Below are 24,596 nucleotides of genomic sequence, written 5' to 3'. Positions count from 1 at the left end.
TTTGAGCATAACATATTGTTTAAAGGGAGGCTTTGCCTCCCTTTTTGTTATCTGAATACCTTGACCTTGGTTACAAAAGGTGGAATATTCAACGGTTAAGATTTAGACAAAAACCTAGTGATGCGTTCAGTGGATGAGTGTTCTGTAAATAAGTTGCGTAAGCAAAACAAGCGGTTAAAGGAATTGCTGCAAAAATATAAGCATCAGCATCATTTGCAGCATGCGCTTATTGGCCTATCTGAGCAGGCTAGCACGCACCCAGATCTTAATTCATTTTACCCGGCTATTCGGCAGCTATTGGCCGACTATGTTCCCAGTAAAAACTTCTATGTAGTGTTGCAAAACTCCAGTTCAGGGTTACTTGAACTCTCCTATTTTGTCGATCAAAAAGATGCCCTGTCACATCCGGAACTCATCGAACAACATTTTGAGCAAAGCCTTACCGGTTATGTATTTCGTTCCCAGGCCACGACGTATTTTAACAGCGCCACCATGGCTGCAGCGGCGGCAGAAGGCAAATTTAAGTTACATGGCACCCGCTCCGAGCATTGGTTAGGTGTGCCCATATATCAAGACACCCAGGTTATTGGCGTTATGGTGTCGCAAAGTTATGAGCAAGAGCTTGGCTACTCTCAGGAGCAAATTGAGCTGTTCGAAGTGATTGCCCTCTATCTCGCCGCCGCCATAGAGCGGGTAAAAAAGCGCGAGCTCTTAGAGCGCCAGGTCGAGCAGCGCACCCTGGCACTCACACAAAGCAATCACGCCCTCAATGAGGAAATCACCCAGCGCAAAAAAGCGCAGGAGCGCCAACAAACCCTGTTTCAAATTTCTGAACTGGCCACACAGGCGATCAATATAGATGATGTGTATTACCATGTGCATCAGATAATGAAGTCCATTACCTATGCGGAAAATCTCTATATTGCCCTCTATGACAGCGACAAAAACTGGCTGACCTTTCCCTACGCCGTCGATGAAAGCGACCCTGAATTTAGCCCTCGCCCCTTTGCCAAAGGCTACAGTGAGTTAGTGCTTACCAGCAAAAAATGTCAGTTGATCAGCCGCAAGCGTGGCGATCAACTCTGTGAGCAAGGCCTGGTTGAACGTACTCGCGCCCTCACCAGCACAGGGCGCTGCACCAGCTGGCTAGGTGCACCACTAAAAACCGCGCAGGGAGTTATTGGCTTGATCGCCTGTCAGGCTTACAACAATAAATATGAGTTTGTGCAAGAAGATGTTGAGCTTATCGCCTATGTTTCCAATCAGATTGCTAATGTATTGCAAAACCATCTCTCGCAGCAGGCGCTAAGGCAAAGTCATCAGCAATTAGAGCTGCGCGTGGCGGAAAAAACCAAGGAGTTGCGCCAGGCCAATATCCACCTGCAATTGCAAATAGACGAACGCCGTAAAATAGAGCAGCAGCTGTATCATGATGCTCATCATGATGCCCTCACCGGGCTGCCCAATCGCAGCCTCTTTATCGCCCAGCTCGAACGTACCATGGCCCACTACCAGCATCTTCCCGAACAAAATTTTGCCGTACTCTTTATCGATCTCGATAAGTTTAAAGAGATCAATGATCAACTCGGGCACCAGTTTGGCGATCAATTCCTGATAGCCGTGGCCACCAAACTAAAGCAATGTGTACGTGAGCATGATTTGATTGCCCGTTTGGGCGGTGATGAATTTGTTGTCTTACTGTCGCGCTTGCAAGATAAACAACAGGCTGAAGATGTGGCCAAGCGTATTATCGCGGTAATGCAACAGCCTTTTTGCTATCAAGGCAGCTGTATTCAGGGTGGTGCCAGTATCGGCATTACCTTTAGCAATGCTGGGTATAGCCATATAGATGAGGTGATCCGCGACGCCGATGCAGCCATGTATTATGCCAAGCAAAGCGGTAAAGGGCGCTTTGAATTTTATCATCCCCTGCTTAATTACGCCGAGGAGCAAGCGCACAGTCACAGCGAACACCATTTAATGGACTTGCACACCCATTTTCAAAGCAGCCAGGTGTTCGATGCCGAGCAGCAGCCAATTTGCCAATTGCTCAGTGCCTACGGCGAACACCCTGTGCTCGGCAGCACCAGTTTTGAGCAACTGAAGCGCTTTAGCAGCGATAGCTATATACTCGCCGAGGTAGAACTCAAGTTGCTGCAATATGGTTTTGCCGAACATAATAACCAAGGCTTAACCCTGCTTAAGTGCTCAACTGGATTACTGGAAGATGAGCATTTCAAAAGTTTGTATTCCTGGATCAGTCTGCTCGATAATATCGAGCATTTATGCCTGCTGTTTGATGAAGCGGAATTGAGTTATGCCAGCGCCAAGCTGCTGCACAATCTCGATGGCCTAAGCCAAAGCGGTGTGTATATCGGCCTGAATAACTTTGCTCAGGAGCGCTGCGAGCTTGGGTTGCTGGCGCAATTTCCCTACTACTGCGTGTTACTAAGCAACAACTTTAGTCGCCGCCTGGTACAAGAGCCAAGCTATGCGCTTATGTTGCAAGGCATACTGGCGCTGACCAAAGAAGCGAACTGTAAACTGATAACCAAAAACCCAAGCTCCCCGGCCGAGCGTAGTAAGCTGGAAGGTATGGGCATTGAATACTTTATCGGTCAACGCTCACCACTGGCACAGCAAAAACAGCTAAGCCAGTTTACTTCTTTAACATCGCTCGTAAGTTAGCGACCCGCGCCTGCCCTTGCTGCATGCGCTGCTCCTGATTTTGCGGCGGCTTTCGTGCCTCAAAGGCAAGATCCTGTTGTGGCAATTCCTCAACAAAACGGCTGATCTCCGGGGTGATCACCTCACCGAATTGGCGACGATTTTTAGCATAGGTCATCACCAATTCCTGCTGCGCCCGGGTAATGCCCACATAGGCTAAGCGGCGCTCTTCTTCGACATTATCTTCATCGATACTGCTTTGATGCGGCAATAAGCCCTCTTCCATGCCCACCATAAACACATAGGGATATTCCAGGCCTTTGGAGGCATGCAGGGTCAACAATTGCACCGCATCGCTGTCATCCTCTTCCTCGTTGCGCTCCATCATATCGCGCAGCGCCAGCTTGGTGACCACCTCGGGCAAGGTTAAAGGCTCATTATCGGCATCTCCGGTGAGCATGTCGGTGATCCAGCGGTACAGCTCGGAGACGTTCTTCATACGCATCTCCGCAGCCTTGGCGCTGGTCGAGGTTTCGTACAAATAGGCTTCGTAATTGATCTGGCGTACCAGGTCTTTAACCGCCTCCAGGGTGTCGCTGCGCTGAGCATTATCGGCCAGCTCCACCACCCAGCGGGCAAAGCCCATCAAGGCGTTAAAACCACGCCCCTGCAAACGCCCAGCCAACTCGGGCTCAAAACAGGCGGCAAACAAGCTGATGTGTTTTTCATTAGCCAGACTGCCCAGCTTTTCCAAAGTTACAGGGCCAATCTCCCGCTTAGGGGTATTCACAATACGTAAAAACGCATTGTCATCATCCTGATTTACCAGCAGACGCAGATAGGCCATCATGTCCTTGATTTCCGCACGGGCGAAAAACGACATGCCGCCGCTGATCTTGTAGGGAATACGGTTGCTCATCAGCGCCTTTTCAAATAGCCGGGCCTGGTGGTTGCCGCGGTAAAGAATGGCGTAATCCTTGTAATTGGTACGCTTGGTAAACTTGTGAGAGATGATCTCCGCCACCACCCGCTCCGCCTCATGCTCCTCGTCACGGGTGGCGATCACCTTGATCTCCTCGCCATAGTTGAGTTCACTAAAGAGCTTTTTATCAAAGACATGGGGGTTGTTGGCGATCAGTATATTGGCCGCCTTAAGGATGCGCCCGGCGCTGCGGTAGTTTTGTTCCAGCTTGATCAGACGCAAACCGGGGAAGTCCTTACTGAGCAACACCAGGTTTTGCGGCTTGGCACCACGCCAGGAATAAATGGATTGGTCGTCGTCGCCTACCACGGTAAAGCGGGCGCGCTGCCCCACCAAAAGTTTTACCAACTGGTATTGGCTGGTGTTGGTATCCTGGTATTCATCCACCAGCAGATAACGAAAACGGTTTTGCCAGCGCTCACGCACCTCGGCATTGGAGCCCAGTAACAGGGTTGGGATCATAATAAGATCGTCAAAATCCATGGCGTTATAGGCGCGCAACTGGGTTTGATAACGGGCATAAAGCTGGGCAAACAGCGCCTTTTGCGGCTCCCGCGCCATGGCAATGGCCTGCGGCGGCAGGATCAGCTCATTTTTCCAATCACCGATCTGCATTTTCAGCAGATTGAGTAAGTCTTTATCCCCTTGCAATTCATCGGCGGTCAGCTCATTAAGCAGCTGATTGGTATCCTGATCGTCAAACAGGGAAAAACCGGCCTTAAAGCCCAATGTCTTCAGCTCTTTTTTAATGATCTCCAAACCCAAAGTGTGAAAGGTCGATACCCACAAACCCTTGGCCTCTTGCTTACCCAGGGTTTGCGACACCCGCTCATGCATTTCCCGCGCCGCCTTGTTGGTAAAGGTCACCGCAGCAATATTTCGCGCCTGATACTGACAGTTTTGTACCAGATGGGCGATTTTATTGGTAATTACCCGGGTTTTACCCGAGCCGGCACCGGCCAACACCAGGCAAGGCCCGCTGATGTACTTTACCGCTTCATTTTGCTGGGGATTGAGCTTCATAAACACTAATCTAAATCACATGGGACCGGCTATTTTAGCCTATCTGGGAGCGCGATACAGCCATGATAGGCAGGGCTTGGTAAATTAGTTACACTTAAGGCAGATAAAATTAGGAGCCAGAAAATGATTAACCCGAGCAAAATTGAAGAAATCGCCCGCCAAATTGGCAGCAACATGCCCCAGGGCATGCGCGATATCGCCGAGAATTTTGAGAACAAAACCAAGCAGGTACTGCAAAACAAACTGGCGGAGATGGACTTTGTCAGCCGCGAAGAGTTCGATATTCAAAGTCAGGTGCTGGTACGCACACGCGAAAAGTTAACGGCACTGGAAGAAAAGGTCGCTGCGCTTGAGGCCATGCTGGCGGCACAAGCGAAGGACGCAGATTCAGAATAAGGCTCCCGCCTTACAAACCGGCTGTGGCGCGTGCATTTATTATTGCTCACTGCATGGCCGCAAGCCTTATTAGCGATCATTTAGATCCTTGTCGCGTTGGGCGACGAGCGACCGAAGCACCGCTTCGCAGCGCGAGGAGGTGGAGGCATGGCTGAAAGCGGAAACAAGAGAATGAATAGTTTCACTCTCGCCGCTTGAAGGCGAAGAGCTCTGCGATGAGCGGGGCGCCGACAGGAGCCCCGCTTCAGGAAGAATCTCTTGCACAACTGCCAATGCAATTAATAAGTTAGATATTGTCGGGTCGCCGACTCCGACTTAGAGGAAATGCTTGTCCATTTCCTCTAAGAACTCCTAGGACACCCCAGCATTTGCTTATTGCCTGAGCGTGCTGGTGTTGCCAACGCACCCAGCGAAACTCGGCATCCCTCCTCGATTCGCCTAACTTGACCGTCCCTGGTCAAGTTGTACTGCCAACCCCACCATGCTCGCCGCAAATGCACGGGGCCAGAGCTGATACATCGAGCTTCATATCTAGCCTTGCTCAAGCTGTTAGGACACCAAGAATGTGCAAAATGTAATCTCTGGTGTTAGCCAAGCTTACAAGCTATGCTAGCTTGCAAGGTCTTATTAATAACCTGTTAAGCATCTGGAATATCTATGGATTTAGACCCAAGAATTCAGGCGGGAATAATTGCTTTTGTTGCAGCAATGCTTGCCACAGCAATAAATAATTACATTGGCTTCCGTTTGGCAAGAATTAAGGCGGAACAAGACAAGAAGTTGTCTGAATATCAGAATGTGCGCCTTCAGAGAGAGCAGGCACTTAAAAACCTATATCTTTTATCAACCAGGCTTTCATTTTCAAAGGTTGATATGGCCGAAGGTAAAGATGATGTGAAGTGGTTTAATGACAACTACGACTCTGCAAATGAACTAATAGCTGAGCTAATGATGTCTTTTTCGCTGTACTTTCGAGAATACAAAGAAGACTTCAAACCGCTGTTAGGTGAGGCCGGATACTACTGGAAGTGTTACAAAGATCATCTTTCATCAGAAAAGAGAGATTATGAAAGCCCTAATTCAAATTTCCAGCGGTCACTTCAGGCTTCACTTACATGCAAAGAGATAATTGATAAATTAATGGTCGATCTCGAGCGTACAAAAAATGCTTAACAAGCACATCAAAAATCGCTCCACTTCGTTGCGCTGGACGTCGTTGACGCTCCGCCTTTTATGTGGGGCGTTATATTTCACCACAGGTTTAAGAGGTAGATTTAATTGAAAAATTTCAAGAAAAAGTATGTAACTGTTACTTTTTCTTTTTTATTTCAATCTGATAGATCCGCAAGAGGTGGTTTTAGATACATACATCAGAGAAATAACCCTTCTGAATGTTATATGAAGGAAGTGGAAAATGGAAAGGTTGTACTTCAGGTTACTAGGCTTGTTCGTAATAAAGATGAGTATATCTTTCAAGAGAGAGCAGAACTAGAAAGTGACATGAAGTATTACGGAGGTAAGTTTTTAAATCAAAAGTACCGCTTTATTTCATCCAATGGAAACTTGAGTAATAAAAAAATATCTAAAACATCCAAGCTTTTAACAATGCTAACACCTCCAGGAGATGCGCGGAATTATATTAAGCAAAAAGTACCCTTTTATTCTTTGGTTCTTGTATTTGCTCTTTATATTTTTGTACTTTGGGTGAAATAAAATATAACAAGCACCTAAACAAAAGGACGCAAAACGCTTGGCTTACGCTCCTTCGCCGCTGATTTTAGCCAAGCATTTTTCGCCTGTTAGGCGGACGTTTCCGCAGTCCTATTCTGGGACTTAATGTCTTATCAGAACACCCCGGAACTAACAGGTATCGCTCCTCCCGTTTGGATTCGCGCTGGAGAAATCGGCTTTTGTTGCGCAGCGTGCTGTTGATAGCGAGGGCGACAAGATCTATCAGAATCCATTGAGTCGCCAGACTAAAGTCTGACCCACAAGTACTGCCGCTATCGGCGGCCTGACCTTATCCATCAAATAACCACTGATGTCGGCACAAAACGCCGTACAGGTATCACCAATACTCTTACCCCATGATTTATTAATGTTTTTAATAGATTTCCCCGCCATCTATTTATAGACTGCCCGCTCTCCATAAGGTGGCATACCCATAAAGCCACCAACTTCTTAAATGAAAAAGGAAATTACACCCATGCTCGAGTCTGATGTTTTTAAAAGACGAGTCACCAGCGGCCAAGAAATCAGCCCGGCGCTTTATAACCTGACCATAGGGCTCTGTTTACTATGGGGTTTTTCTGTAAACTGGTTTTTGGTCGTTAATATCGACCCGCAAACCCTGTGGGCCATCAATCCCTGGGTGTTCTTTATCGGCTATTTTGCTTCCTGCCTTGCCGGGGTCTGGCTTTTTAACGAGTCGAAAAAACCAATTGTCAGCTTTATCGGCTACAACCTGGTGGTGGTGCCCTTTGGCCTAATCGTCAATATGGTGGTGGCGCAATACAATGAGGCTCTGGTTGTTGAGGCGATTCGCCTTACCGCCAGCGTCACCCTGATCATGATGCTGCTGGGTTCCATGTATCCCAAGTTTTTTCAACGCATTGCCGGGGCTCTCAGCATTGCCCTGCTGGCGGTCATAGTGGTCGAGCTATTCCAGATATTTGTCCTAGGGATACATCATGAGTGGATCGATTGGGCCGTTGCGGTGATCTTTTGTGGCTATATCGGCTACGACTGGGGCCGGGCAAACCAAATACCTAAGACCCTGGATAATGCGGTAGACAGCGCCGCGGCTCTGTATATGGATATTATTAACCTGTTTTTACGCATTCTGCGGATTCTTGGTCGCAAACAGTAATACCAATTCACTTAAATAGCTAATCATTCTAGCGGGCTAAATATCATGCTAACTGTGTTGGAATTTTTCTATGTAGAATAACTACATAAGAAAAATTCCGCCTTGTTATCACATCATTTATCCAGCGCTATATCTGATCACATACTTAACAGAATTGGTATAACAAAAAAGGAAGCACTTAGGCTTCCCTTTTTTCGCACAACCGATTTTAATCAGTAAGCTCGCCACGAACGCGCTTAGCTACGTTCTCCAGCGCTTCCTTATAGCTGTCGCCCAGCTCCTGCTGGCAACGAGCCACAGAATTCATATCGTGCAGGCGGCCATTTTCCAGGCTGTACACCCAGCCATGTACCGTCAGTTCCTGGCCACGGGCCCAGGCGTCTTGCACTATATTGGTGCGACATACATTACGTACCTGCTCGATAACATTCAGCTCGATCAGGCGGGCAAGGCGCTCCTGCTCCGGTGCTTGCTCAAGTAGCTCAAGGTGGCGCTCTTTAATATCGCCTACATGGCGTAACCAGTTGTCGATCAAGCCAAATTTTGCTTCATCCAGCACAGCTTTAATACCGCCACAACCATAGTGACCCACCACCATGATGTGTTTCACCTTAAGCACCTCAACGGCATACTGCATGACCGATAAACAGTTATGGTCGGTGTGCACCACTACGTTAGCCACGTTGCGGTGTACGAATAGCTCGCCCGGCATTAGGTCAACGATTTGGTTGGCCGGTACACGCGAGTCCGAGCAGCCGATCCACAGATACTCAGGATTCTGTTGCTCTGAGAGTTTCTTAAAGAACTCAGGATCTTGTTCGGTAGTACGCTTAGCCCACTGCTTATTGTTTTCAAAAAGATGACTTAAGTTTTTCACAACAACTCTCAATTTAATTTCGCTTCTATAAAGATATTTCTGGGTGTCAGTGACGATTCACAGAACTCGAAAATATCCACTCGATAATTTGCTTGCTGCAAATATAAAGCACGATCGAGCACGAGCCAAACCTCAATTGCCCGACGAAACAGATGTCTTACCAGTTCAATACGGTCGGTCATATGCTTTCGATCAGCACCCAAGGCCAAATAACGCGGGTAATCCAGGCCCTCTGGCAGGGTTAGTCCCTTCTGCTGTGCCGCCCACTGGCAAAAGTCTTTAAACTCACCGCTAAACACCAGCTTACCCACAGAAGGCACAGGGGTGTACTCGCTGCGTTGAAATACATCGCGCACCAATTGATCAAAACCAAGACGCCACTGTACTTCAGTTTGACGCAGCCGCTGCACCCGCTGCCCGGCGGTCACAGTTTGCTGCAGAGCTAATTTTAAGTCGCTGCTATAAAAGCTGTTTTGACTGGCTTGGGCGGCGCTGCTCATGGCCTGATAACGATTGCCGTCGATAAACAAATGATAGCAGCAAGGAGAAATAGACAAACGCTGCGTACCCAAACGGCTGGCCTGGCGCATAAGTTCCTGATGCAAACCGCCGCAGGCATGCAGGGCCACAGCATGATCACAGTGCTGCAAGTAGCTCTGGCAATCGTCCTCAAGCACATTGGCGACATTAAAGCGTATCGGCAAGGCAAAGCGCTGCGCCAACTCTTCTCCCTGAGCGCACAACTGCGGCTGAATTTCGACACTCTGTACGCCAACACCATATTGATGCGCTAACAAACGCCCTAAATGGCCCTTGCCCGCACACCATTCCAACACGGTTTTGGTATTTTTTTCAGGCTGTAAATGGGCGACAAAGGCCTGCAGCTGAGTGAGTTTCCTGCCCTTAATGCCATTACTTAACCAAAAGGGTAAGGTCGGCTGCTCGGCCTCACCTTGACGCAGCGGCAGAGCACTTAGCGTATCCAGCTGTGCCAGCTCGGGGATATGGGTTTGAAAAAACGCCAGCAACTGCTTGGGGTCGGCTTCCAGCTCAGCCACCTGCTCATCGCTTAAGCCATCAAGCACTTGGGCCAGCTCAGGCCAGGGATATTGGCCACAGGAAAAGGCCACACACTGCCAATAACGGCGAGTTTGATATAAGAGGTGATCCAGGGCTTCAAAGTGCGCAAGCAAGGCAGGCATAAGGGTACGGCGGTTAATAATTTGGCGGCGATTATAGCAAAGTTAGCGCCCAAACGCCGCAGTAAATCTACGCCTTCTCGGAGTGACGGGTGCTAAAAAACAAATGAAGATAGGCAGGTACCGCCACCACCATCACCACCAAAGCCAGTATCATCATCCAGGATAAGTTCCTCGGTGAGTGCGGCGGCGATGGCCGATAAATAAAGCCATCAAAATGCTTCGCCAGCTTCTGGGGATCCAAATGATAAAGCTCGGTGATCACCCGCCAACGGGCATCCGACATGGCCCCTATGGAGTTCCCCGACTGCATGATCAAGGGCTTGAGCTGATCCGCCTCAAATGCCAATTGTTCCAAGGATTTATCGGGAGCATAATGTTGCTGCGTAAGGGCAATGGCATGGTCGAGATTCAATAAGGCATAGCGCCAGCCACGCATACTGGCCTGATGAAAACGCTCTACCACCTCGGGGGAATGGGCTATCAGGTGTTTCGAGGTAAAAAGCACATCGCCATATACATTCAAGCCATAACGCTTTGGGCACACCAAACGATAGTCTATGCCTAACTGACTTAATTGATAGGGTTCATTGGTGACATACACCTGCATGGCATCGATATCTTGCGCCAGCCAGGCATCTAAATTGGACTTACCGAGATGCTCTACCACCTCAACATTGACCTGGCGATGATCCAACAAGCTCATCAGCTCGGCATCTTCACCCTTGGTCAGCAAACTGATGCGCTGGCCATCGAAGTCTTCTGGATTAAAAATCCCCGAGTCTTTGCGCACCAGCCAGCAATAGGCGGAGGACTGCAATAAGGCCGCCAGTGCCACCACGGGCTTACCTTCCAATCTTTGCTTAATGATGCCCGAGTGGGTCACACCAAAATGAGCACCGCCACTGAGCACCTTAGCCATGGTATCAGTGTCCGTTGTCGACGCTGGCACTATATTGACCTCTAAACCCACGTCACGGTAATAACCCAGCTCCTTGGCAACATAATATCCGGCAAACTGAAATTGATGCTGCCACTTTAATTGTAAGGTTACAGTAGAGGGGGCGTCAGCCCGAGCCCATGGCATGGTGCACAGCAGCAAGAGGCAAGCACAGTAGCTAGCGAATACAGTTGTTTTGCTCACGATTCATCCCTGATTACGTTAACTACTCCACTATAAGCAAGCTTTGTTGATATTGCCAGTTGCACCACCTTGGCGATGGGCCAGAAACTGGCGATAACAAGGGTTTTGCGTTTCATCTATATATTGATAGCCCAAACGCTGCAAATGCTGGTTAAAGGCACCCTGCTCCACCTCAGGCACCTCAAATGCCGCCAGCACATTGCCGGTGGCAGCACCATGGTTGCGGTAATGGAACAGGCTAATATTCCACTTACTGCCCAGGGTATCTAAAAAGCGCGCTAAGGCGCCTGGATATTCGGGGAATTCGAAGCGTAACAAACGCTCTTCAAGCTGCTCGCTGGGCTTGCCGCCGACCATATAGCGCACATGCAGCTTAGCCAGCTCATTATCCGACATATCCACATAGTCGTAACCTTGCTCATCGAGCGCCGCCAGCAACTCTTGTAACTCGCTAGCGCCTTGGCGCAAAGCAATACCGACAAAGATTTGCGCCTCGCCAGGACCGGCATAGCGGTAGTTGAACTCTGTGATAGCACGGCCCCCCAAGGACTGACAAAAGCGCTTAAAGCTGCCCTTTTCTTCCTTGATGGTGACCGCCAGCAGGGCCTCATTTTTCTCACCCAACGCGGTGCGCTCGGCGACATGGCGTAAACGATCAAAGTTGAGATTGGCACCGGAAAGCACAGCCGCCAGCTTAAGCCCTTTCACGCCTGTGCTCTGCACCCATTTTTTCAAACCGGCCAGCGCCAAGGCGCCGGAAGGCTCGGCCACGGCGCGGGTGCCAACAAAAATATCCTGTACCGCGGCGCAGATTTCATCACCGCTGACGGTGACTACTTCATCGCAAAACTGCTGCGCCAGCCTAAAGGTTTCTGTGCCTATAATCTTCACCGCTACGCCATCGGCAAAACTGCCTACACGCTCCAGCTCCACCGGCTTACCGGCGGCCATGGCCGCTTGTAAACAGGCACTTTCTTCAGCTTCAACGCCGATCACGCGAATGTCCGGGCGCAAAGACTTGATATAGACCGCCATACCGGCGAGCAAACCACCGCCGCCGACCGGCACAAACACAGCATCCAGCTCAGGCAACTGCTGCATCAGCTCACGAGCTATGGTGCCCTGGCCAACGATCACATCCGGATCATCGAAAGGGGGCACAAACAGTGCTCCCTGACGCTCGGCAAGCGCCAGCGCATGGGCCTTGGCGGCATCAAAATGATGACCATGAAGTATCACCTCGGCACCAAAATTACGTACCGCATCCACCTTGATCTGCGGCGTGGTCAAGGGCATGACGATAGTGGCCTGATGACCTAGCTCGGTGGCACTTAGCGCCACCCCCTGGGCATGGTTGCCCGCCGAGGCGGTAACTACCTTAGAGCCCTTGGGTAACTTGCTTAGCTTGTTATAGGCACCGCGCAATTTAAAGGAATATACGGGTTGTTGATCTTCCCGCTTAAGCCAGATTTTTGAACCCAGCTTGGCTTCCAAGGCACTGAGTTCACTGACCTCGGTCACCTTAACCAGGGGCTCCATATTGGCCTGGATTATGGCGCGAAAATAATCGAGTTCGGTGGCCGCCATCAACTTAACTCCTCAAGCTTTTGCAAGTCGCGCACCGCGCCCTTATCGGCACTGGTGGCAAGCAGCGCATAGGCTTTAAGAGCCGGGGTCACCACACGCTCACGATCAAGCGGCTTATAGGCCTGCTTACCGCGGGCCTCTTGCTGGGCGCGCCGCTCTGCAAGCTGCTCTTCGCTCAGCGCCAGGTTGATGCCACGGTTGGGGATATCTATCACCACCTGGTCACCATCTTCAACAAGGGCAATGGCACCGCCGCTCGCCGCCTCTGGCGAGACATGGCCGATGGATAAGCCTGAGGTGCCACCTGAAAAGCGGCCATCAGTGATCAGCGCACAATCTTTATCTAGGGCCATGGACTTAAGATAACTGGTGGGGTAAAGCATTTCCTGCATACCCGGGCCACCTTTAGGACCTTCGTAGCGAATGATCACCACATCGCCTTTTTGTACCTTGCCCTCGAGAATGCCATCGACGGCATCATCCTGAGATTCATAAACCCGGGCGGTGCCGGTAAATACCAGCATGTCCTCGGCAACGCTGGCACTCTTGACGATACACCCGTTTGGCGCCAGGTTACCGTAGAGCACGGCCAAACCGCCGTCCTGACTAAAGGCATGTTCAACACTGCGGATACAGCCCTGCTGACGATCCAAATCTAGCTCCTTCCAGCGATAATCCTGGCTCATAGCCTTAGTGGTACGAATACCCGCCGGGCCAGCGCGATAGAAGGTTTGCGCCTGAGTATTGTTCGAGTCAGTGGCATCAAAACGGGCGATCACTTCGGCCAAATTATTACCTGCCACATGACCTACGGATAAATCGAGCTTATCGGCCTTGGCCAGCTCATTAAGTATGGCCATGATGCCACCGGCACGGTGCACATCTTCAATATGGTATTGCTGGGTGGCCGGTGCCACCTTACAAAGGAATGGCGTGCTGCGAGACAGTCTATCTATGTCCGTCATATCAAAGTCAACGCCGGCTTCTTGCGCCGCGGCCAGCAGGTGCAACACGGTATTAGAGGAGCCCCCCATAGCGATATCCAGGGTCATGGCATTCATAAAGGCCGCCTGATTGGCGATATTGCGCGGCAGTACCGAGGCATCGTCTTCGCCATAAAAACGGTTACATAAATCAACGATACGCTGACCCGCTTCCACATAAAGCTGCATACGATCCTTGTGGGTCGCAAGCGTGGTGCCATTACCAGGCAGAGCCAGACCTAAGGCTTCGAGCAAGCAGTTCATGGAGTTGGCGGTAAACATGCCTGAGCAAGAGCCACAGGTAGGACAGGCTGAGCGCTCAACCTGCTCCGAGTCTTCATCGCTAACCGTAGGATCGGCGCCCTTGACCATGGCATCCACCAAGTCCAGTTTGATATCTATATTGGCCAAACGGGTTTTGCCCGCTTCCATTGGGCCACCGGAAACAAAGATCACCGGAATATTTAAACGCAGCGCAGCGAGCATCATGCCCGGGGTGATCTTATCGCAGTTAGAGATACACACCATGGCATCGGCACAGTGAGCATTGACCATGTATTCCACCGAATCGGCGATAAGATCACGCGAGGGCAATGAGTACAGCATGCCGCCATGACCCATGGCGATGCCGTCATCTATGGCTATGGTGTTAAACTCGCGGGGGACGCCGCCGGCGTCGCGAATGGTTTGCGCCATCAGATCGCTGAGCTGATTAAGATGCACGTGTCCGGGCACAAATTGCGTGTAGGAGTTAACCACGGCGATTATTGGTTTTTTAAAATCGCTGTCGGTCATCCCGGTTGCTCGCCACAGGGCACGGGCGCCCGCTCTTTTACGTCCTTCGGTTGTTGTTGCACTGCGTAATTTAGCCATGGTTACCTCGATATTTTTTGCGATTCATACCTGGTTTATGAATCGGCTTTCCTCATTCCAAAAAATTCGGCAACGCCCATGCGCTGCCACAAACTTAGTCGTTTACGTATTCCAACCAGCCGCGAGGGTCTGGGCTTTGCCCTTTAACCAGAGCAAAATAAGCTGCTTGCAGCTCTTCGGTGATAGGACCTCGCGCGCCCTGACCAACGGGGATCTGATCCACGCTGCGCACTGGAACGATTTCTGCCGCTGTGCCTGTCATGAAAAACTCATCGGCAAGATATAAGGCTTCACGCGCAATTGCTTCTTCGCGTACCTCAAAGCCGCGCTCTTTTGCCAGCGTCATTATGGTGTCGCGTGTCAGGCCAGGCAGAATACAAGCCGTGGTCGGCGGCGTATAAAGCACCCCGTTTTTGATCACAAAGAGGTTTTCACCTGCGCCTTCACTTAGCAGGCCATTGGTGTCCAAAGCGATACCTTCAACATAACCGTTGCGCTTGGCCTCACCTGAGATAAGCTGTGATGACAAGTAGTTACCACCTGCTTTAGCGGCGGTAGGCATGGTATTCGGAGCCAAACGATTCCAAGAAGAAATACACACATCCACGCCCTGCGCCAATGAATCTTCACCCAAATAGGCACCCCATTGCATCGCCGCAACGGTGACATCGGCAACGCGGGATTTAGGGTTGATCCCCAGGCCCACATGACCCAAAAATGCAAACGGACGCAAATAAGCATCGCTAAAGCCATTTTGCTTTATCGCATCCTTACAGGCCTGGGTAAGCTGCTCTAAGGTAAAGGGGATTTCCATACGGTAGATCTTGGCCGAATCATAAAGACGCTTAAGGTGATCGGTTAAACGGAAAATTGCCGGACCGTTTGGCGTGTCATAGGCGCGAACACCTTCAAATACCGAGCTGCCATAGTGCAGCGCATGGCTTAATACGTGCGTTGTTGCTTGCTGATAGGGGATCATTTCGCCGTTATGCCAAATCAGTTCAGAGCTTTGTGTCATGTGTCGTACCTTCTTTAAAATTCAATTCTCGCGCTGCCAATGGGCGCGGACTAACTTGCTTGTTGCTGTAGTTGCGCCGTGGTGACACTGTGCACATCTACTAATTTATTTAGCTGCTGTGTTAAAAGATAGATAGGTTTATCGCTATCTACCGTGATCTTGATCGCAAAATCTTCTTCTTTGCTGGCCAATTCCAAAGCGGTCAGTTTAAAACCACGGTGACGGACCACGCGCAGGAAACGCTCCACGGCCACGGTTTGATTCGCTAAGTTCAGGGTTAAACTGTGTTTCATGGCTTTTCCTCGCTATTGGCTTGAGTCATCATTTGATCATTGGCGGCGCCCGGTGGCACCAGGGGCCAAACATTGTCTTTGTCGTCTATGCAGACATGCAGTAAATAAGGGCCCTTACTGCTAAGCATGGCGCCCAAGGCTGCATCTACCTGATTTTGATGGGTAATACACTGCCCATCGATACCGAATACTCGCGCCAGGGCGACAAAATCCGGGTTATCCGAAAGATTGGTTTCACTGTAGCGCTCGGCAAAAAATAACTGCTGCCACTGGCGTACCATGCCAAGGCGCTGGTTATCTATCACCACAATTTTTACATCCAGATTATTACGGCGTATGGTGGCCAATTCCTGGATATTCATCATGATTGAGCCATCGCCAGATACCGTCAGCACCATATCGTTCGGGCGCGCTATTTTGGCGCCTATGGCTGCCGGCAGGCCAAAGCCCATGGTGCCAGCACCGCCACTGCTTAAGTGATTGCTCGGGTGAGAAAACTGCATATGCTGCGCCACCCACATCTGATGCTGACCCACATCACAACAAACCACCGCATCGGCACTTAAGCGCTGTGACAGCTTGTTTAACAAGGCTGGGGCATAAACCGTTTCACCCGGATAGTCATAGCGCCAGGCATGCTGTTTAGCTAAGGCGCTAACATGGGCACACCAATCCGGCTCGGTGACAAAACAATGTAACTGCGGCAAAGAGGCTTTTAAGTCTGCCACCAAAGAGGCGGCGGCAGGCTTGCGTTTACCCACTTCGGCGGCATCTATATCCAGGTGAATCACCTGAGCATTGGGGGCAAATTTAGTCAGATGACCAGTTACCCTGTCATCAAAGCGCGCGCCAATACACAGCAGGAGATCGCATTGCTGTACCGCCAAGTTGGCCGCTTCACCGCCGTGCATACCTAGCATGCCAAGGTTTAATTCATAGTCTGGAGTGACGCTGCCCAAGGCTTTCAGCGTTTGTACCGCAGGCATATTGGTTTTATACAAAAACTGCATCAGTTGCGCTTGCGCATCCGCAGCCTGTACACCACCGCCGATGTAAGCAACCGGACGCTGACATTCACTCAATAATTGATTGGCCTTGTTAACCTGATCCCGACAAGGTTGAAGCTGAGTATCATCATCGGCCAACCAGGGTTGATATCTAGCTTCACCCATTTGGATATCCTTGGGGATATCCACCAGCACAGGGCCGGGTCGACCGCTTTGAGCAAGATGAATGGCCTGTTGCAGTATGGGTGCTAAATCTTCGCTGCGCTCTACCATAAAGCTGTGCTTGGTGCAGGACAGCGACATGCCCAAAACATCTACTTCTTGGAAGGCATCTGAGCCGATGGCGGCGGTAGGAACCTGACCTGTGATCGCCAACAGAGGCACAGAGTCCATCATGGCATCGGCCAAGGCGGTGATCAAATTGGTGGCGCCCGGGCCACTGGTTGCCATGCACACCCCAAGCTTGCCACTGCTGCGGGCATAGCCTACGGCGGCAAAACCGGCACCTTGCTCGTGACGAGTAAGATAGTGAGTTACCTGAGATTCGTACAAGGCGTCATAAATGGGCATGATGGCTCCACCTGGGTAGCCAAATACCTCGTTTATTCCTTCCCTTGCCAATATCTGCACTACTAATTCTGCGCCGGTCATTGTTCCTCATTCCTCAATGTGTTGGCCCTAAAACGAAAAAGCCCCCCGAACTTTTCAGTGCGGGGGGCTTTAAGCGTGTTAATTTTTTAACGCACTACGAAGCCCCCGCGGTAATAATAATCACCACGGTGTTAATCACTAGGACTAGGCTTGATAGCAGGTTAAACATAAATAAATTCGTTCTATATCTAATTAAAAGTCTAATTAAAAATCTAAATGGACGGCTAGACCGTCGCTCTTTATTCTATTAGTACCGCGAGCGCCCCACCAAGTCAACCATAAAAACAATGCAAAACAGAGTCAAAAAGAGTCACGTAAAGCATAAAAAATTCATGTTTTGACCCATAATGCAAAGCTATCGGGCTAAATATCATCATTTGCATATAACTTAGCCCCTCTTGCTGTTAGTGCTAACTGATTAATTTCTCACAATTATTTCCCCACAAATGGGCATTGTCTGTTAACTCGGTTACACTCAAAAAAACTCTAGTTTCAGGATGACACAATGAAAAAGTTAACCGCGTTTTGGCTCTCTTGCCTGTTTATTATTTTTACTCAGCCCGCTTTTGCCGAGCTGACACCGGCTTTATGGCAGGTAGAAAAACAAGGAAAAACCTCGTATCTATTCGGCACAGTGCATGTTGGTGACACCAGCATGAAGGGCTTGCCGCAAAAGATAGAAAAAGCCATAAGCAACAGCGATGCTGTGGTGGTGGAAGTGGATTTAACAGCCTTGACCGCAGTGCAAATTCAACAGCGTTCTATGCCATTTTTAATGCTGCAAAATGGCCGCACTCTGGACTCTGAACTAAGCCCGCAAAGCTACCAGAAGCTAGACCAATACTTTGGCGAAAAGAACATTAATATCAAGATGTTTTCCTTGTTAAAACCCTGGGCAGTATTACTGACCATGATGCAGATTGAGTTGCAAAATGCCGGTTATTCGGACGAATTTGGCATAGATAAGCAAGTACTGGCCAGCGCTAAACAAAAAAACAAAGCCATTATCGAGCTGGAATCGCTCGAGCAACAGATGGAAATGTTTACCGTATTGGAAGAGCATTCGGACCTCATGGTGGCCGATACCTTCCGCCAGCTCAATCAGTTTGATAAGAGTTTTTTACGTCTGATCAACGGCTGGAAAAAGGGCGAAACAGCCGTACTCACCGAGGCCTATGAGCAGTCCTTCGACGACTCCGAATATGGTCAACTTAATGAGCATGTACTCTTGATTGAGCGCAACCATAAGTGGGTAAAACAACTGGAAAAACCTCTGAGTGAACAATCCTTGTTTATCGCCGTTGGCGCCCTGCATCTGGGTGAAGAAAACGGCTTAATCAAGCTACTACAGGCACAAGGTTTTAAGGTCTCGCGTATCTAATTTCAAACCCATGCGCGCCAAACAACATTAGTAGGCAAAAAAATTTGTGCCACCATGGGCGTTGACAGCGTGACATGGAAAGTGTTTGAATAAAAAAGCACCCTATTGATTCGGCCATTTAGATGGCCGCAAGGGCTAGAAGAGGTGCGTCATCCAGGTAGTTATGATGAGGAGAGCAAACTCCAACGATTCATAATGAGGGGGATGTACGCCGAGAGGTGAGGTAAATTGCTTAATACTCCCTCGGGCGCTTGGGTTGAATCCCGGCGACTGTCACCAATAGCACATATTGCTACATATTTGGTGGAGAGCTTCTGGTCTTAACATAACAGGCCGGCAGGCCTTGTTACGTCTAAGCCCATTCGCTCTTCGAATTTAACCTGTTCGAGTCGGCGAATGCGGAAAACATTTCCCTTTGTTGCTCTCGAACTCGCACTAAGTTCGGATGAGATGACAACTACTCAATCGTTATCACACACTGTGCTGTGGACAGCACTGATCACCCCGCTGCTTGAAGATGGCGGCATAGACTTTGACGCCCTAAGCACGCTGGCACAAGAGCAAGCGGCAGCCGGTAATGGCGTGCTGATCCTGGGATCTACTGGCGAAGCCCTGGCCCTGGATATGGCGGAGCAACAAGCCGTGGTGCAACACATTTGCGCCCTGGAACTAAGCACCCCGATTATGGTCGGTGTAGGTGGCCACAACCTTGAAGCCCAGCGCCAATGGCTGGCCTTTTGCAATGACTACCCGATAGACGCCTATTTGCTTGGCGCCCCCTTGTATGCCAAGCCAGGTCCAGTAGGACAAGAGCTATGGTTTCGCGCTCTGCTTGATGCCAGCAAACACCCCTGCATGCTTTACAACGTTCCCAGCCGCGCCGCGGTCAGCCTGGATCCTAAGGTACTCGGCAAGTTGCAAGATCACCCGAACTGCTGGGCATTGAAAGAAGCCAGCGGCAGCATCGACTGCTTTGAGCAATATCGTCTTGCGGCACCGCAACTGGCTATTTTCAGCGGCGACGATGCACTGATCCCCTATTACGCCCAGGCCGGCGCCGCCGGTTTGGTCTCGGTTGCTGCCAATGTGTGGCCAGAAGCTACGCACCGTTTTGTGCAGTTAAGCCTGCAAGGGCAAAGCCACAATACCTTTTTGCATTGGCGCGAGGCGGTGGCGGCGCTCTTTCATGTCAGCAACCCTATTCCGACAAAGTGCTTGTTACACGCCCTTGGGCGCATCAACACACCAACTCTGCGCGCCCCGTTAACTCATTCGGAGCTAAGGGATTTACAACCACTTTTACGCGTACACGACAGCATCACATCTTGGCATTCAACACAGGTTTAATATTTTCATGAGCTGGTTAGAACTACTTAATAATTTAGAAACGGGCGCCGTTCGCGCTGCATCACAAGACGAAAATGGTCAATGGCAGGCCAATATCGAGGTTAAGCAAGGCATTCTTGAAGCCTTTAAAAACGGCACCAATACCGAATTCCCCGGCGGTTTTGTCGATAAAGACAACCTGGCACCGCGCGGTTTTAGCGCCGAAGACAATGTTCGCATGGTACCGGGCGGCACCTCGGTACGTCGCGGCGCCTATGTGGCCCCAGGCACCATCATAATGCCACCGGCCTATGTCAATATTGGCGCCTTTGTCGATGTAGGTACCATGGTCGACAGCCATGCGCTTGTGGGCTCTTGTGCTCAGGTGGGTAAAAATGTGCACCTTAGCGCCGCGGTGCAACTCGGTGGCGTATTAGAGCCTATAGGTGCCAGCCCTGTGGTGATCGAAGACGACGCCTTTATTGGCGCCGGCTGCGTGATCGTTGAAGGCGTGGTCGTGAAAAAAGGCGCGGTTCTGGCGCCGGGTGTACGCCTAAGTGCCACCATTCCCGTGTACGACTGTGTCAATGAGCGCCAACTCGATAAGGGTGAACCCATCCCGGAAAACGCCATAGTGATCCCGGGCTCACGTCCAAGCTCAAGCGCCTGGGGGCGTGAACAAGGTCTGTCCATGAGTTGTGCCCTAATCGTGAAATATCGCGATGAGCAAAGCGATGCATCACTGGCGCTGGAAGAGGTATTACGCTAATGCACCCTGTCAGTACCGAATTGCAAATGCACCTTGAGTGCATCAGCCAGGAGCAGTTAGAGCCCTGCTTTGTCTACGACCTTGACGCCTTACGCCAGCACCTGGATAAGCTGATGGCACAAGACGTGGTCAAGCTCTGGTATGCGGTTAAAGCCAACCCTTTATCGCGCATCATACGTACCCTGGCTGAGGCGGGCTTTCAGTTTGACGTGGCCAGCAGTGGCGAATTGCATCAGGTACTGGCACAACAAATTAACCCGGAGCAGGTGCTCAATACCGGCCCGGCGAAATCAAAGCGACAAATCGATGAGTTTATCGCCCTTGGCGTGCGCACCTTTGTGGCGGAAAGCCTTAATCAGGTGCGCTGGCTCAACCAGGCGGCGCAGGCTCATAAGGTACAGCTTAAGCTGCTATTGCGGGTGCAATTGCGCTGGCCCAAGGGTGAAAAAAACCCCTTGGGCGGTGATACCCTCACTCCTTTTGGTCTCGACCCGCAGCAGTGGCACGGTCTTTACCTGGCGGACTATCCGGCACTGACCTGTATCGGCGTACATATTTTCCAATGGGGCAATATGCTTAGCGCCGACAAGCTATTACATCTATGGCAACAAATGCTACCGCCACTTCAGGTCCTAAGTGAGCAGCTTGGCTTTGCCATGCAGGTGCTGGATTTAGGCGGTGGTCTGGGCGTGCCTTATGACGACGAAAGTGAACCTCTAGCCTGGCAAGATGTACTAACGGCGCTTGCACAAATCAAGCGCGAAAGCGGCGTGCAGGAGCTATGGATGGAATTGGGCCGCTATGCGGTGGCGGAATGTGGCTATTACCTCAATCCCGTGGTCGAGCAAAAAGAAAACTATGGCGAGCAGCAGCTGATCGTCAGCGGTGGTATCAACCATCTACTGCGCCCTGCTGTGGCCGGTCAGGCTTTCCCTTGCGCCCTATTACGAACAAGTACCGCGCCAACTCGAGCCTTCAATATTCATGGGCCCCTGTGTACAGCACTGGATTCTTTGGGCACGCACATGCTCCCCGAAGATATTAACGAACAAGACTGGCTGGTGTTTACTCAAACCGGCGCCTACGGCTTCACCGAAAGTATGCCGTTTTTCCTTTGCCACCCAATGGCGGCCGAATATGTAATAGCCGACGGCAATTTACACCTATTGCGCGAAAGCGCGGCGCCCAGTAGTTATTTGAGATAGTCGTATGAACAAAATTGATCAACAAAATATTCAGGTTGGTGAAATCGCCAATGGTTTACCCCTGACCATTCCCGTATACCGCCTAAAAGGCGATGGCAGTGGCAAGAGCGTCTATATTCAGGCCAATATGCATGGCGCCGAAGTACAGGGCAATGCGGTTATTTATCAGCTACTTGAGCAACTTAAAAACTTAGGGTTACGGGGCGATATCACCCTGGTGCCTTATGCCAACCCCATCGGCTGTAACCAAAAGTCGGGGGAATTTACCCTAGGCCGTTTCGACCCCATTACCGGCGTAAACTGGAACCGCTTATATCATTACAATCCCGAGCTGGTAAGGCGTTTTGCTGGGCAAAGCGATAGCCTGTCCGATCAAGAATTGCGGGACGCCTTTAAAGCCGCCTTGGTTGAGGAAGTGGAGCAGCGTCTAAACGGCCCACAGCATGCCTTAACTACCGGTAAGCGTATTGCCCTGAATTTACAACGCCTGGCGCATCAGGCTGATATCGTACTCGATCTGCACACAGGTCCTATTTCCGCCAAGCACCTGTATTGCCCCGAGTATGCCCGTGCCAGCGCCCGTTATTTTAATATTGAGCACGTGCTCTTGATCCCCAATGAATTCGACGGCGCCATGGATGAAGCAGCATTTTGCCCCTGGTGGCAGCTGCAAACCCAGCTAAAACGTCAGGGCCGCGACTTCGAAGTAGCAATAGAAGCCTACACTGTGGAGCTGGGCTCTCAAGAACGCATTGATTTAACTGAGGCCTTAGAAGATGCGCAAAGCATTTTAAGCTATTTAAATTACCAAGGGGTGTTTGTGGACGCGCCCTATCAGCCTAAAAACATGCAGCGTCATGCCTGTTATCTGAAAGACTATGTGGCCTATTATGCGCCCATGGGCGGGATGATCGAGTATCTGGCCGGGTTGGGCGAGCACCTGAAGGCGGGTGATGCCTTTGCCCGCATTCTTAGGATGGAGCGCTATTTGAGTGAAGAGCCGCTGCACACCCTGCGTTTCGACCAGGATGCCATAGCTATTTTGCACTTTGCCTCGGCCAGTGTGAATCAGGGCACCGAACTCTATAAATTCTTTACTAATACCTTTGATTTATAAGCAATACCTTCGATTTATAACCGATTGCGTGAGAGTCAGTGAGAGGTACTCACTGCTAATGGGCGGCCTGGCCGCCCATTTTTTCAGCCTAAATTCACGCAAGTGCTGCGAAAGTATCGCACTCACAGTATAATTCCTTGTACCTTAAACAATTAAATAACAGGTAAGTTATGGATTGGCGCTATCTTATTGCCGGTTTAGCCACGAGCACACAGCTTTGGGCAGCCCAACCGGAAGCTGCGGAAAAAAGTTACCAGCAAGAAGAACTCAATATCGTTAAGCAATGTATTCTCAATGAAGCCATTGCTGGGGATGGCGAGCAAACTCTCGCCCAATTGCGAGAAAAATGCACTGCACTTGAGGAAAACAAACAACTTAGCGCCATAGATAAACGCAAGGCACGGGAGCAGGTAACGGAAAAAAACCGTAACGTGATAACCCCGCACAACCGTAACTATATTTTGCCCGTTACCTATATGAAACACCCCAACCAGAAGCCCTTTGGCGATCTGGATAACATCACTCAAAACGATGATGGGGAAAACCTGGATAACATCGAAATTAAATACCAACTTTCGCTTAAAGTGCCTGTTTTCGACGACTTTGACGACAAAGACCAAGCTGTTTATTTCGCTGTAACCCTGCAGTCTTACTGGCAATTCTATAACGATGATATTTCCTCACCGTTTCGTGAAACCAACTATGAGCCGGAAGTTTTCTGGATTAACTACCTGGATCAAGAAAATGTCTGGTGGGGCGATGAGCTTGCCGTAGTCTTGGGAATTTCACACCAGTCTAATGGCCGCAGCCAGCCTTACTCGCGCTCCTGGAACCGCATCTATGCCAACTTTATCTGGGAACAAAACGGCTATGTATTTAGCTTTAAGCCCTGGTATCGCCTTCCTGAGGACGAAAAAGACGACCTGATGGAAGCCAAGGGCGACGATAACCCGGATATTCACAATTACATGGGTTACTTTGAGTTTAGCGGTGTGCGTCGCTTTGAAGATCATGAAGTTAGCTTTATGCTGCGTAATAACCTTAACTCGGACAACCGTGGAGCGATTCAACTCGATTGGTCCTTCCCGCTGTGGGGACGCCTGCGCGGCTACGCCCAATACTTCAATGGTTATGGTGAAAGCATGATCGACTATAACGCCGATATCGAACGCTTTGGCGTGGGTATCCTGTTGACCGACTTGCTGTAAAAAGCAGTCAATATCATTAAA

General features: G+C 50.2%; 20 protein-coding genes and 1 riboswitch. Of the genes, 11 read left to right on the top strand and 9 right to left on the bottom strand.

Features of this window, described 5'->3' with window-relative positions; all coding sequences use genetic code 11:
* Positions 1–120: 120 nt before the first annotated feature.
* Positions 121–2,688, top strand: coding sequence for a sensor domain-containing diguanylate cyclase (locus WCN91_RS12220; protein ID WP_342679497.1), 2,568 nt, complete (start codon positions 121–123; stop codon positions 2,686–2,688).
* On the opposite strand, the gene rep is transcribed toward WCN91_RS12220, so the two are convergent.
* Entirely contained in the window at positions 2,660–4,672 is a 2,013-nt protein-coding gene (gene rep, locus WCN91_RS12215) for a DNA helicase Rep (RefSeq protein ID WP_342679438.1), read from the bottom strand. The two genes, WCN91_RS12220 and rep, sit on opposite strands and share 29 nt — an antisense overlap.
* A gap of 123 nt (positions 4,673–4,795) precedes the next feature.
* On the opposite strand from rep, the gene ubiK reads away from it, so the two are divergent.
* The 4 genes from ubiK (at position 4,796) to WCN91_RS12195 (ending at position 7,937) form a co-directional block, all read left to right on the top strand.
* Positions 4,796–5,068, top strand: a complete 273-nt coding sequence (gene ubiK / locus WCN91_RS12210; RefSeq protein ID WP_342679436.1) for a ubiquinone biosynthesis accessory factor UbiK — start codon at positions 4,796–4,798, stop codon at positions 5,066–5,068.
* A gap of 657 nt (positions 5,069–5,725) precedes the next feature.
* Complete coding sequence (locus WCN91_RS12205; protein ID WP_342679433.1) at positions 5,726–6,241, top strand: hypothetical protein; 516 nt, start codon at positions 5,726–5,728, stop codon at positions 6,239–6,241.
* Positions 6,242–6,346: 105 nt separating this feature from the next.
* The gene (locus WCN91_RS12200) at positions 6,347–6,781 is read left to right on the top strand and encodes a hypothetical protein (protein WP_342679431.1); all 435 of its coding nucleotides are present in this window, start codon (positions 6,347–6,349) and stop codon (positions 6,779–6,781) included.
* 493 nt (positions 6,782–7,274) lie between these two features.
* A complete protein-coding gene (locus tag WCN91_RS12195; protein WP_342679429.1) occupies positions 7,275–7,937 on the top strand; it encodes a Bax inhibitor-1 family protein in 663 nt (220 codons plus the stop codon).
* A gap of 208 nt (positions 7,938–8,145) precedes the next feature.
* Here WCN91_RS12195 and can read toward each other — a convergent pair whose 3' ends face one another.
* The 8 genes from can to ilvG all read right to left on the bottom strand — a co-directional run bounded on the left by can (position 8,146) and on the right by ilvG (position 17,569).
* Positions 8,146–8,814 carry a carbonate dehydratase gene (gene can, locus WCN91_RS12190; RefSeq protein WP_105199311.1) on the bottom strand — a complete coding sequence of 223 codons (669 nt, stop codon included), beginning with the start codon at positions 8,812–8,814 and terminating at the stop codon, positions 8,146–8,148.
* Positions 8,815–8,822: 8 nt separating this feature from the next.
* Positions 8,823–10,016, bottom strand: coding sequence for a methyltransferase (locus WCN91_RS12185; RefSeq protein ID WP_342679426.1), 1,194 nt, complete (start codon positions 10,014–10,016; stop codon positions 8,823–8,825).
* A gap of 67 nt (positions 10,017–10,083) precedes the next feature.
* A complete protein-coding gene (locus WCN91_RS12180) occupies positions 10,084–11,157 on the bottom strand; it encodes an ABC transporter substrate-binding protein (RefSeq protein WP_342679424.1) in 1,074 nt (357 codons plus the stop codon).
* A gap of 30 nt (positions 11,158–11,187) precedes the next feature.
* Positions 11,188–12,744 (bottom strand): threonine ammonia-lyase, biosynthetic, encoded by a 1,557-nt coding sequence (gene ilvA, locus WCN91_RS12175; RefSeq protein ID WP_342679422.1) that lies wholly within the window; start codon positions 12,742–12,744, stop codon positions 11,188–11,190.
* Positions 12,744–14,600, bottom strand: a complete 1,857-nt coding sequence (ilvD, locus tag WCN91_RS12170) for a dihydroxy-acid dehydratase (protein WP_342679420.1) — start codon at positions 14,598–14,600, stop codon at positions 12,744–12,746. The genes ilvA and ilvD overlap by 1 nt, the downstream gene beginning before the upstream one ends.
* A 94-nt stretch (positions 14,601–14,694) precedes the next feature.
* Positions 14,695–15,618, bottom strand: a complete 924-nt coding sequence (locus WCN91_RS12165; protein WP_342679418.1) for a branched-chain amino acid transaminase — start codon at positions 15,616–15,618, stop codon at positions 14,695–14,697.
* A 50-nt stretch (positions 15,619–15,668) separates the two neighbouring features.
* Complete coding sequence (ilvM, locus tag WCN91_RS12160; RefSeq protein WP_342679417.1) at positions 15,669–15,911, bottom strand: acetolactate synthase 2 small subunit; 243 nt, start codon at positions 15,909–15,911, stop codon at positions 15,669–15,671.
* Positions 15,908–17,569, bottom strand: a complete 1,662-nt coding sequence (gene ilvG, locus WCN91_RS12155) for an acetolactate synthase 2 catalytic subunit (RefSeq protein ID WP_342679415.1) — start codon at positions 17,567–17,569, stop codon at positions 15,908–15,910. The genes ilvM and ilvG overlap by 4 nt, the downstream gene beginning before the upstream one ends.
* Positions 17,570–18,074: 505 nt before the next feature.
* On the opposite strand from ilvG, the gene WCN91_RS12150 reads away from it, so the two are divergent.
* The 6 genes from WCN91_RS12150 (at position 18,075) to WCN91_RS12125 (ending at position 24,575) form a co-directional block, all read left to right on the top strand.
* Positions 18,075–18,950, top strand: a complete 876-nt coding sequence (locus WCN91_RS12150; protein ID WP_342679413.1) for a TraB/GumN family protein — start codon at positions 18,075–18,077, stop codon at positions 18,948–18,950.
* Positions 18,951–19,081: 131 nt separating this feature from the next.
* A riboswitch (Lysine riboswitch) is annotated at positions 19,082–19,272 on the top strand.
* A gap of 128 nt (positions 19,273–19,400) precedes the next feature.
* The gene (gene dapA, locus WCN91_RS12145) at positions 19,401–20,297 is read left to right on the top strand and encodes a 4-hydroxy-tetrahydrodipicolinate synthase (RefSeq protein WP_342679496.1); all 897 of its coding nucleotides are present in this window, start codon (positions 19,401–19,403) and stop codon (positions 20,295–20,297) included.
* A gap of 7 nt (positions 20,298–20,304) precedes the next feature.
* On the top strand, positions 20,305–21,045 hold the full coding sequence (locus WCN91_RS12140; RefSeq protein WP_342679411.1) for a 2,3,4,5-tetrahydropyridine-2,6-dicarboxylate N-succinyltransferase: 741 nt from the start codon (positions 20,305–20,307) through the stop codon (positions 21,043–21,045).
* Positions 21,045–22,250: a PLP-dependent decarboxylase gene (locus WCN91_RS12135; protein ID WP_342679409.1), complete on the top strand. Its 1,206-nt coding sequence runs from the start codon at positions 21,045–21,047 to the stop codon at positions 22,248–22,250. Before WCN91_RS12140 ends, WCN91_RS12135 begins: the two co-directional genes overlap by 1 nt.
* 4 nt (positions 22,251–22,254) lie before the next feature.
* Complete coding sequence (locus WCN91_RS12130) at positions 22,255–23,367, top strand: succinylglutamate desuccinylase/aspartoacylase family protein (protein ID WP_342679407.1); 1,113 nt, start codon at positions 22,255–22,257, stop codon at positions 23,365–23,367.
* Positions 23,368–23,537: 170 nt separating this feature from the next.
* Entirely contained in the window at positions 23,538–24,575 is a 1,038-nt protein-coding gene (locus WCN91_RS12125) for a phospholipase A (RefSeq protein ID WP_342679405.1), read from the top strand.
* Positions 24,576–24,596: the final 21 nt, after the last annotated feature.

Origin of the sequence: Pseudoalteromonas qingdaonensis, from assembly GCF_038739665.1 — a bacterium.
GTDB classification, from domain to species: domain Bacteria; phylum Pseudomonadota; class Gammaproteobacteria; order Enterobacterales; family Alteromonadaceae; genus Pseudoalteromonas; species Pseudoalteromonas qingdaonensis.
This window is presented reverse-complemented; position numbering and strand designations above follow the sequence as displayed.

Coding starts and splice junctions, on each gene's coding strand:
- WCN91_RS12150 (WP_342679413.1), top strand. CDS start 18,075: ATGAAAAAGTTAACCGCGTTTTGGCTCTCTTGCCTGTTTATTATTTTT.
- ubiK (WP_342679436.1), top strand. CDS start 4,796: ATGATTAACCCGAGCAAAATTGAAGAAATCGCCCGCCAAATTGGCAGC.
- WCN91_RS12220 (WP_342679497.1), top strand. CDS start 121: ATGCGTTCAGTGGATGAGTGTTCTGTAAATAAGTTGCGTAAGCAAAAC.
- WCN91_RS12205 (WP_342679433.1), top strand. CDS start 5,726: ATGGATTTAGACCCAAGAATTCAGGCGGGAATAATTGCTTTTGTTGCA.
- WCN91_RS12135 (WP_342679409.1), top strand. CDS start 21,045: ATGCACCCTGTCAGTACCGAATTGCAAATGCACCTTGAGTGCATCAGC.
- WCN91_RS12130 (WP_342679407.1), top strand. CDS start 22,255: ATGAACAAAATTGATCAACAAAATATTCAGGTTGGTGAAATCGCCAAT.
- ilvD (WP_342679420.1), bottom strand. CDS start 14,600: ATGGCTAAATTACGCAGTGCAACAACAACCGAAGGACGTAAAAGAGCG.
- WCN91_RS12140 (WP_342679411.1), top strand. CDS start 20,305: ATGAGCTGGTTAGAACTACTTAATAATTTAGAAACGGGCGCCGTTCGC.
- WCN91_RS12195 (WP_342679429.1), top strand. CDS start 7,275: ATGCTCGAGTCTGATGTTTTTAAAAGACGAGTCACCAGCGGCCAAGAA.
- WCN91_RS12165 (WP_342679418.1), bottom strand. CDS start 15,618: ATGACACAAAGCTCTGAACTGATTTGGCATAACGGCGAAATGATCCCC.
- WCN91_RS12125 (WP_342679405.1), top strand. CDS start 23,538: ATGGATTGGCGCTATCTTATTGCCGGTTTAGCCACGAGCACACAGCTT.
- WCN91_RS12185 (WP_342679426.1), bottom strand. CDS start 10,016: ATGCCTGCCTTGCTTGCGCACTTTGAAGCCCTGGATCACCTCTTATAT.
- rep (WP_342679438.1), bottom strand. CDS start 4,672: ATGAAGCTCAATCCCCAGCAAAATGAAGCGGTAAAGTACATCAGCGGG.
- ilvG (WP_342679415.1), bottom strand. CDS start 17,569: ATGACCGGCGCAGAATTAGTAGTGCAGATATTGGCAAGGGAAGGAATA.
- dapA (WP_342679496.1), top strand. CDS start 19,401: ATGACAACTACTCAATCGTTATCACACACTGTGCTGTGGACAGCACTG.
- ilvM (WP_342679417.1), bottom strand. CDS start 15,911: ATGAAACACAGTTTAACCCTGAACTTAGCGAATCAAACCGTGGCCGTG.
- ilvA (WP_342679422.1), bottom strand. CDS start 12,744: ATGGCGGCCACCGAACTCGATTATTTTCGCGCCATAATCCAGGCCAAT.